At 68.2% G+C, this 6962-nt stretch carries 10 protein-coding genes; 6 read left to right on the top strand and 4 right to left on the bottom strand.

What is annotated here, in order from left to right:
• Window positions 1-681 (top strand): tetratricopeptide repeat protein (locus KHO18_RS24485; protein ID WP_211944046.1); only part of this gene is annotated, 681 nt, incomplete at its 5' end.
• Here the strand turns inward: KHO18_RS24485 and KHO18_RS24480 are convergent.
• Window positions 656-862 carry a dodecin gene (locus tag KHO18_RS24480; protein WP_144199777.1) on the bottom strand — a complete coding sequence of 69 codons (207 nt, stop codon included), beginning with the start codon at window positions 860-862 and terminating at the stop codon, window positions 656-658. The two genes, KHO18_RS24485 and KHO18_RS24480, sit on opposite strands and share 26 nt — an antisense overlap.
• Window positions 863-1026: 164 nt before the next feature.
• Here KHO18_RS24480 and KHO18_RS24475 point away from each other — a divergent pair, with 164 nt between their 5' ends.
• The 3 genes from KHO18_RS24475 (at window position 1027) to KHO18_RS24465 (ending at window position 3258) form a co-directional block, all read left to right on the top strand.
• Entirely contained in the window at window positions 1027-1635 is a 609-nt protein-coding gene (locus tag KHO18_RS24475) for a phospholipase D family nuclease (protein WP_244845055.1), read from the top strand.
• A gap of 255 nt (window positions 1636-1890) precedes the next feature.
• Window positions 1891-2310, top strand: a complete 420-nt coding sequence (locus KHO18_RS24470) for a hypothetical protein (protein ID WP_144199773.1) — start codon at window positions 1891-1893, stop codon at window positions 2308-2310.
• A gap of 231 nt (window positions 2311-2541) precedes the next feature.
• Window positions 2542-3258, top strand: coding sequence for a dienelactone hydrolase family protein (locus KHO18_RS24465; RefSeq protein ID WP_211944045.1), 717 nt, complete (start codon window positions 2542-2544; stop codon window positions 3256-3258).
• A gap of 58 nt (window positions 3259-3316) precedes the next feature.
• Here the strand turns inward: KHO18_RS24465 and KHO18_RS24460 are convergent, their stop codons facing one another.
• Both KHO18_RS24460 and KHO18_RS24455 read right to left on the bottom strand, forming a co-directional pair.
• Complete coding sequence (locus KHO18_RS24460; RefSeq protein ID WP_144199769.1) at window positions 3317-4042, bottom strand: glycine zipper 2TM domain-containing protein; 726 nt, start codon at window positions 4040-4042, stop codon at window positions 3317-3319.
• A gap of 123 nt (window positions 4043-4165) precedes the next feature.
• Window positions 4166-4618 carry a MarR family winged helix-turn-helix transcriptional regulator gene (locus KHO18_RS24455; protein ID WP_144199767.1) on the bottom strand — a complete coding sequence of 151 codons (453 nt, stop codon included), beginning with the start codon at window positions 4616-4618 and terminating at the stop codon, window positions 4166-4168.
• Between the two features lie 174 nt (window positions 4619-4792).
• Here KHO18_RS24455 and KHO18_RS24450 point away from each other — a divergent pair, with 174 nt between their 5' ends.
• Both KHO18_RS24450 and KHO18_RS24445 read left to right on the top strand, forming a co-directional pair.
• Window positions 4793-5344 (top strand): YggT family protein, encoded by a 552-nt coding sequence (locus KHO18_RS24450; RefSeq protein WP_144199765.1) that lies wholly within the window; start codon window positions 4793-4795, stop codon window positions 5342-5344.
• Window positions 5345-5508: 164 nt separating this feature from the next.
• Window positions 5509-5790: a hypothetical protein gene (locus KHO18_RS24445; RefSeq protein ID WP_144199763.1), complete on the top strand. Its 282-nt coding sequence runs from the start codon at window positions 5509-5511 to the stop codon at window positions 5788-5790.
• Window positions 5791-5860: 70 nt separating this feature from the next.
• Here KHO18_RS24445 and KHO18_RS24440 read toward each other — a convergent pair whose 3' ends face one another.
• On the bottom strand, window positions 5861-6838 hold the full coding sequence (locus KHO18_RS24440; protein WP_244845054.1) for a LysR family transcriptional regulator: 978 nt from the start codon (window positions 6836-6838) through the stop codon (window positions 5861-5863).
• Window positions 6839-6962: the final 124 nt, after the last annotated feature.

The following is a 6962-nucleotide window of genomic DNA, read 5'->3' as shown; positions in this document are numbered from 1 at the left end:
CTCGATGCGCAGATGACGCTCGGTCAGTGGTTCCTGGCCGGGCGGGGCGTGCCGCCCGACGCGGCCCGCGCGCATTACTGGTTCAAGCGGGCGGCGCTGTGCGGACACGCGGGCGCCGCCAACCTCGTCGGCCGCTGCTATGAGAACGGCTGGGGCACGCCGGCCGATGCGCGCGCCGCCACGCACTGGTTCCACACCGCCGCCCTGCGCGGCTCCGATTGGGGGATGTACAACTTCGCCACCTCACTGGCACTCGGGCGCGGCATTGCCGCCAGCCGCGCCGCCGCCTTCACGTGGTTCGAACGCGCGGCGGCACGCGGCCATGCCAAGTCGCTCAACGTCGTCGGGGGCTTCTATGAGGATGGCTGGCACGTGGCGCGCAACCTCGCCTGCGCGGCGGACCACTACCGTCGCGCCGCAGCCGGCGGGGACTTCCGCGGCTGCTTCAACCACGCGCGCATGCTGGCGCTGGGCGGGCATGAGACACCCGCGCGCGCGTGGGTCCGGCGCGCTGCCGTGACCGCCCATGCGCCGTTCGTCGAAAAGATGCTGCACTGGCTGCGCGCGGCGCCGCAACCGGCGCTACGCGCGCTGGCGGATGCGGTGCAAGGTGCCCAGGGCGCCCAAACCCATCAGGGCGCCCCGGCGGTGCCCCTCAGTTCACCCGGAAGCCCACCTTGATCATGACCTGGAAGTGCGCGATCTTGCCGTCCTGCACATGGCCGCGCGTTTCCACCACTTCGAACCAGTCGATGTTCTTGATGGTTTCACCGGCTTTGGCAATGGCGTTGCGGATGGCACCGTCGGAGCCGTCGGCGGACGAGCCGACGATTTCAACCAGCTTGTAGGTGTGGTCCGTCATGGAGGTCTCCTGTCTTATCTGGTGTCGTGACTTCCATCATAGGCAGCATGTCCGGCAAGCCCAAGGGCCACGGACGCCGCCGATGCCCCTGCGCGGGTTGCGGAAGGGCCGCATCCACTGTTACGCTGCGGGCCGCTGAACTTCTGCCACCACTCTGTAACCTGATGTTTCCTTCCCTTCGCCGTTGCAAGCGGCTCGCCCTGGCGAGCCTGATGGTTGCCGCCACCGGCCTCGCCGCCGGGGCCCAGGCCCGCACCACCTCCACGCTCGAACGTCTGGCCGACGCGCTCACGCCCGCCGCGCGCCCGAGCGCGTTCGCGGCCGGCAGCACCTACACGCTCTGCTTCGTGCCGGACGGCCCGAGCTGCCAGGACATGCTGATCGACGCCATCCACAACACGCGCCGCAAGCTGCTGATCCAGGCCTACTCGTTCACCAACGTGCAGATCGCCAAGGCCGTGGCCGATGCGCACCAGCGCGGCGTGGACGTGCGCGTGATCGTGGACAAGAGCCAGGTCTCCGAGCGCTACACCAGCGCCACCTTCCTCAAGAATGCGGGGATTCCCGTGGTGATCGATACCAAGCCGGCCATCGCCCACAACAAGGTCATGGTGTTTGACGACCAGGCGGTCTTCACCGGCTCGTTCAACTTCACCAAGTCCGCCGAGCAGCGTAACGCCGAGAACGGCATGCTGATCCGGGGCGACGCCGCCGTGGTGCGCGCCTATACCGAGAACTGGCGCACCCGCTTCGAGAAGTCCTCCGCGTACTGATCACACGCCGGGGGCCGCCCCGGCCCCTCGGCATCCTCCCGCAGCAAGATCAGCCAAACGCTGACAGACCGGCCGCCCGCGCCGGTGTCTACTTCAGGTGTGTATCCCCGGATGCCGCGAACGGCTATTGCCCGGGGTCATGCCAGCCATGATCCCCCGTCAGTCAGACCCTCTTCCGGCGATGTCTCGAGCCTGCCCTCTCGCATCGTCCGATCGCCCCCTCGCGCGCCGCCGGCCAACCTGGCAGGAGGAAATATGCAAACAGAACAAAACACCGTGCGCCGAGGGGCGCGCGCGCTGTGCGTCATCGGCGTGGCCGTGGCGTCGCTGGGCTTGTCGATGGGCGCCCGCGCCGACATGAGCACGTCCAGCGCCGGTCCGTTCACCTATATGTGCGGTGGCGTGGCGGCGGATGAACAGGCGGAAATGAACAGCGCGGCCCGCGGGTACGACATGGGCCTGCTGTTCACGCAGGGCGGCCGGGGCGAGTACCTCTCGGACGTCAACGTGAAGCTGTTGCGGAACGGCAAGCAGGTGGCGGAGTTCACGTCCACCGGCCCGCGCTGCCTGATCAAGGGCCCGCGCGCGTCGTACCAGGTAGTGGCCACGTTCGAGGGCAGGTCCAAGCGGACCACCCTGAGCCCTGGCGAGAAGAACGTGCAGTTGCGCTGGTAAGGCGCCGGTCGGGCCATCTCCCCGCCGGCCCTCTATATAGAGATGCAGCCCTGAGCCGCCATCCCCTGCGCGGCCCCATGCCGGCCCCGTCCCCGCGGGGCCGGCATATTTTTTTGCGCGCGTTTTTGTCCACGGTTTTCGCAAACGAACCCGCCTGCATGAATGCAACAGGAATGGCACACTTCCGGGTTCCACTGTGGAAATTGCCTCAAACCCTGGAGAGTTCGCATCATGACGACCAAGCCCGATAGCCGCTGGATTCGCATCGACACCGCCGATGGCAGCTTTGACGCCTACCTGAGCCTGCCGCCGGGCGGCAAGCAGCCCGGCAATCCCGGCATCGTGCTGGTACAGGAGATCTTCGGCGTGAACGAGCACATCCGCACGGTGGCAGACCAGTACGCGGCGGACGGCTACGTGGTGCTGGCCCCGGACGTGTTCTGGCGCAAGGCCCCGCGCGTGGAGCTGGGCTATAGCGGCGCGGATTGGGAGAAGGCGATGGCGCTGCGCACTGGCGTGGACCTGGAGGCCGCGGTGTCCGACATCGGCGCCACGGCCGCCGCGCTGCGCGCCGAGATTGGCGCGGGCGGCAAGGTAGCGGCGGTGGGCTACTGCTTCGGCGGGCTGCTGTCGTACCTGGCGGCGGCGCGCGGCATGGTCGATGCAGCCGTGCCGTACTACGGCGGCGGCATCCAGAACCATCTGCACGAGGCCGCCGCGCTGAACGTGCCAGTGCAGTTCCACTATGGCGCGCTGGACAAGCACATCCTGCCCGAGCATGTGGAACAGGTGCGCCAGGCCGTGGCCGGCAAGCGCGGCACCGAGGTCTTCGTCTACGACCAGGCCGATCACGGCTTCAACTGCTGGGCGCGCGCCTCGTTCCACCAGCGCTCGGCGGCGCTGGCCCATGGCCGCGCGCTGACCTTCCTGGCCAGCGCGCTGTCCTGAGCCCCCCCGCTAAGCCGCGCTAAGCCGCGCTAGGCCGCGCTCAGCCGACTCAGCCGACTCAGTAGGGCACGGCCACGCCGTTCTGGATCTTCACGCGGTCGCCCGAACGCAGGTTGTACGGGCTGGCCTGCGTGAGGGTCAGGTAGCCGTTGTCGTTGGTGCGCACCCGCACCCGGTAGGCCGCCGGCCCGGTGTTGGTCTGCTTCTCCACCGCATTGCCGGCCACGGCGCCGGCCACCGCGCCGCCAATCGTGGCGATGGTGTTGCCGCGCCCGCCGCCCACCTGGTGGCCAAGCAGCCCGCCCGCCACGCCGCCGATCACCGCACCGACGCCGCTGGTGTCCGCAGGCTGGCCACGCACCATCTCGATCGATTCCACCCAGCCATAGCGCACCGCGTACGGGTCGCCGCCATTGCCGGCCTGCGCCGACGGATAGCCGTACTGGTCGTAACCGGGCTGCTGCGGGTAGGACGCCTGGGGATAGCCGGACTGCGGGTAGCCGGACTGCGGGTAGGCTGGCTGCTGGTACGCCGGCTGCTGGGGATAGCCCGACTGGGGATACGACTGCGCCGGATACCCGCCGCTGATCTGCGTGCCGCTGGTGCCGCTGGTGCCATACCCCGCCTGCTGCGGGTAGCCGCTGCCGTAGCTGCCGCCGTAAGCGCCTCCATAGCCGCTGCCGTACCCGTCGGCATAACCATTGCCATACGGCGCGGTGACACAGCCGGCCAGCGCGCCGGCGGCGATGACGGCCAACGCCGTGGAACGAAACGGGAAAGACATGGTGGAGACTCCTGCGGCCAATGCGCGTGTGGATGATGCGCGCGAGTCTAGGGTCGGGGCCCGGCGGCAGGTGTCACGGAAGATTGTGATGGGTAACCGGCTGTAACGCCGCCCGTGGACGCATCAGAGCCGGTCGGCGCCGTCGTCGTTGAACGCCGTGATGCGGGCCACGCGGAAGGTGTTGCGCAGGGACTCGAGTTCGGCCCGGTGCAGCATCGCCAGACGGTTCAGGCAGCGCTCGCCCTTGGCCAGCAGGTGGATCTGCACCACGCGGCGGTCGTCGGGATTCACCTTGCGGCTGACCAGCCCGGCCGCCTCGCAGCGGTTGACCAGTGCCACCACACCATGCTGCTTGGCCTGCAGCCGCTCGGCCAGCTCGCCCACCGAGGCCCAGTTCCGGTCCGCCGAGCCGCGGATGTGGAGCATCAGCAGGTATTGCTGCACCGTCACGCCTTCGGCGCGCGCGGCGTCTTCGGAGAACCGCAGGAAACGCCGCAACTGGTATCGGAAATCGGAGAGCGCCTCGAAATCCTGCTTGGTCAGGGCGGCTTGGGGCGCGGCGGGCTTGCGTGACATTGAAGAATCAGTTTTGCAGAGGGGGAAATCCGGCGCTCATTATAAAAGCGCACCTTGTGCCCGCAGCCACCCTCCGGTGCGCTGCCGCGCATTTCCGCGTGCGCGCGGGACCGGGTATGGCAGAATCTGTGCGGAGACCGACACCCTAACACCGCCAACCCGGAAATCCGCCCGATGTTCACGGAAATTGTCCTGTTCCTGCTTGATACCGTCTTCACGCTGTTCGGCATGGCGCTGCTGCTGCGCCTCTGGATGCAACTGACCCGGCTGCCGTCGCGCAATCCGGTGTCGCAGGGCGTGTTCCAGGTCACGGACTGGATCGTACGGCCGCTGCGCCGCATCATGCCGGGCTTCGGCGGCATCGACTGGGCCACGCTGATCGCGGCCTACCTGACCGCCGTGCTGTTCCTGGTCTGCCGCGCGCTGGTGCTGGATGCCGACCCGCTCGCCTTCCTGCCCGTGATCCTGGCGCTGGGCCTGCTCAACGTGCTCAAGTGGGGCATCAGCATGGTGATGTGGGTAACGCTGCTGATGGCCATCCTGTCGTGGGTCAACCCGCAATCGCCGATGGCGCCGGCGCTCTGGCACCTGACCGCGCCGATGCTGCGCCCGCTCCAGCGCGTGATACCGCGCCTGGGCGGCTTCGACATCTCGCCGCTGATCCTGTTCGTGATCGCCCAGATCCTGCTGATGGTCATTGCCAGCGTGAGCCGTGGCGTGATCTGAGCCGCAAGGCTAGCATAAATCGATACCCTAGGGTTAACCCTTATTGTCCAGATGACTGGACAGTCTGTCGAGGATTTACCCTTTTTCCTGTGCGTGCCGAAGCCTACATTACAGCCACCGCGGACCCACCGCGATCTCTGCCAATAAGTAGGAACAGCACAACCATGAAGAAGAAGACCCTCGCCCTCGCCCTCCTCGCCCTCGGCCTGGCCGCTGGCGCCACCGCCGCCCAGGCTTCGCAGTCGCTCACCGACCTGGCCCGCCTCGACGGCAGCATCGGCCGCGTCGGCCGTGCCGACCCGTTCACCGACGGCGCCCGTGGCGTGACCGAGAAGCGCGATGTGTACACCGAAGGCTCGCGCAGCGTGACCGAAAAGCGTGACGTGTACTCGGAAGGCGCCCGCACCGTGACCGAGCAGCGCGACCAGTTCAGCGAAGGCGCCTGAGCCGCGTAGTGGTACCCAGGGCGGCGCAACGCCGCCCGGCAGCACACCCGGGGCGCCTCCCCTCGCCCCGCTAGACTTCCCCCTGCTCCATCCGTTCGAAAGATTCCACCCGCACCGCGGGCGCCATCCGCGCCGCCGGCTCGGCCAGATCGCCAAGGTCCGCGCCCATCATCGATTCGATGGCTTCCATGAACGCGCGCACCTTGCGCGGTTGCAGGCGCCGGTCGGGCAGCAGCGCGAAGACGCGCAGCGGCGGCAGCGGATAGTCGGGCATCACCCGCACCAGCCTGCCCTGCGCGATCTCGGTCTCGGCGGCCGTCATCGGCACCCGGGCGATGCCCAGCCCGGCCAGCGCTGCCTGCATGCGCAGCTCGGCGTTATACGTCTGCATGCGCGGGCGGATCGGCACCGAGATGCGTTCGCCATCGCGCGCGAACTCCCAGACCGAGACACCGGGCGTGGCCAGCGTCGGCATGTTCGAGAGATCTTCCGGGTGCATCTGCGCCGGCAGGCTGGCCGCCAGCGAGGGCGCGGCCACCAGGCCGCGCTCCACGTGCCAGATGCGCCGGGCGATGGTGCCAGAGTCGGGCAGCTCGGTCTCCACCGTGACGAAGGCGATGTCGAAGCCCTCGCGGATCGGATCGACCAGACCCTGGGAAATCTCCACGGTGATATCCAGGGCGGGATGCGCCGCAAGTGTCCGGCAGATCACACCACCCAGTTGCTGGGCGCCGAACTCGTACGGCGTGGCGATGCGCAGCATGCCCTGCACGCGCTCCTCGCGCGCCAGGGTTTCCTGACGGATCTCGCGCAGCCGCGCGAACAGCGGGGCCACATCGCGATAGACCGCGCCCCCGGCATCGGTGAGGCGCATGCGGCGCGTGGTGCGCTCGAGCAGCTTGGCGCCGATGGCCGTTTCCAGCCGCGCCACGGCGGCCGACACCCGGGATTTGGGGCAGTCCAGCGCTGCGGCCGCCGCCGTGAAGGTGCCCTGCTCGACGACGCAGCAGAACGCCTCCCAATCATTCCACTGAATTGTTTCGTTCACTGACCCGATACCTGCGACATTTTGCGATCGCACATTATGAGGGAGAGCGGGGCGTCCGTCAGCGTGGCGGTCGGTCGCGGCGGGGTGTGGCCGATCGCCCCGGACTAGCGATTTGGGCGCATTT

This window comes from Cupriavidus campinensis, assembly GCF_905397395.1.
GTDB lineage: Bacteria > Pseudomonadota > Gammaproteobacteria > Burkholderiales > Burkholderiaceae > Cupriavidus > Cupriavidus campinensis.
Note: the sequence above shows the minus strand (reverse complement) of the source record. Positions and strands in the feature narration are given on the sequence as shown.

What these genes read in the sequence shown, in the direction of transcription:
- KHO18_RS24480 (WP_144199777.1), bottom strand. Translation starts at nt 862, where the DNA reads ATGACGGACCACACCTACAAGCTGGTTGAAATCGTCGGCTCGTCCGCC.
- KHO18_RS24450 (WP_144199765.1), top strand. Translation starts at nt 4,793, where the DNA reads ATGTTCACGGAAATTGTCCTGTTCCTGCTTGATACCGTCTTCACGCTG.
- KHO18_RS24455 (WP_144199767.1), bottom strand. Translation starts at nt 4,618, where the DNA reads ATGTCACGCAAGCCCGCCGCGCCCCAAGCCGCCCTGACCAAGCAGGAT.
- KHO18_RS24460 (WP_144199769.1), bottom strand. Translation starts at nt 4,042, where the DNA reads ATGTCTTTCCCGTTTCGTTCCACGGCGTTGGCCGTCATCGCCGCCGGC.
- KHO18_RS24465 (WP_211944045.1), top strand. Translation starts at nt 2,542, where the DNA reads ATGACGACCAAGCCCGATAGCCGCTGGATTCGCATCGACACCGCCGAT.
- KHO18_RS24445 (WP_144199763.1), top strand. Translation starts at nt 5,509, where the DNA reads ATGAAGAAGAAGACCCTCGCCCTCGCCCTCCTCGCCCTCGGCCTGGCC.
- KHO18_RS24470 (WP_144199773.1), top strand. Translation starts at nt 1,891, where the DNA reads ATGCAAACAGAACAAAACACCGTGCGCCGAGGGGCGCGCGCGCTGTGC.
- KHO18_RS24475 (WP_244845055.1), top strand. Translation starts at nt 1,027, where the DNA reads ATGTTTCCTTCCCTTCGCCGTTGCAAGCGGCTCGCCCTGGCGAGCCTG.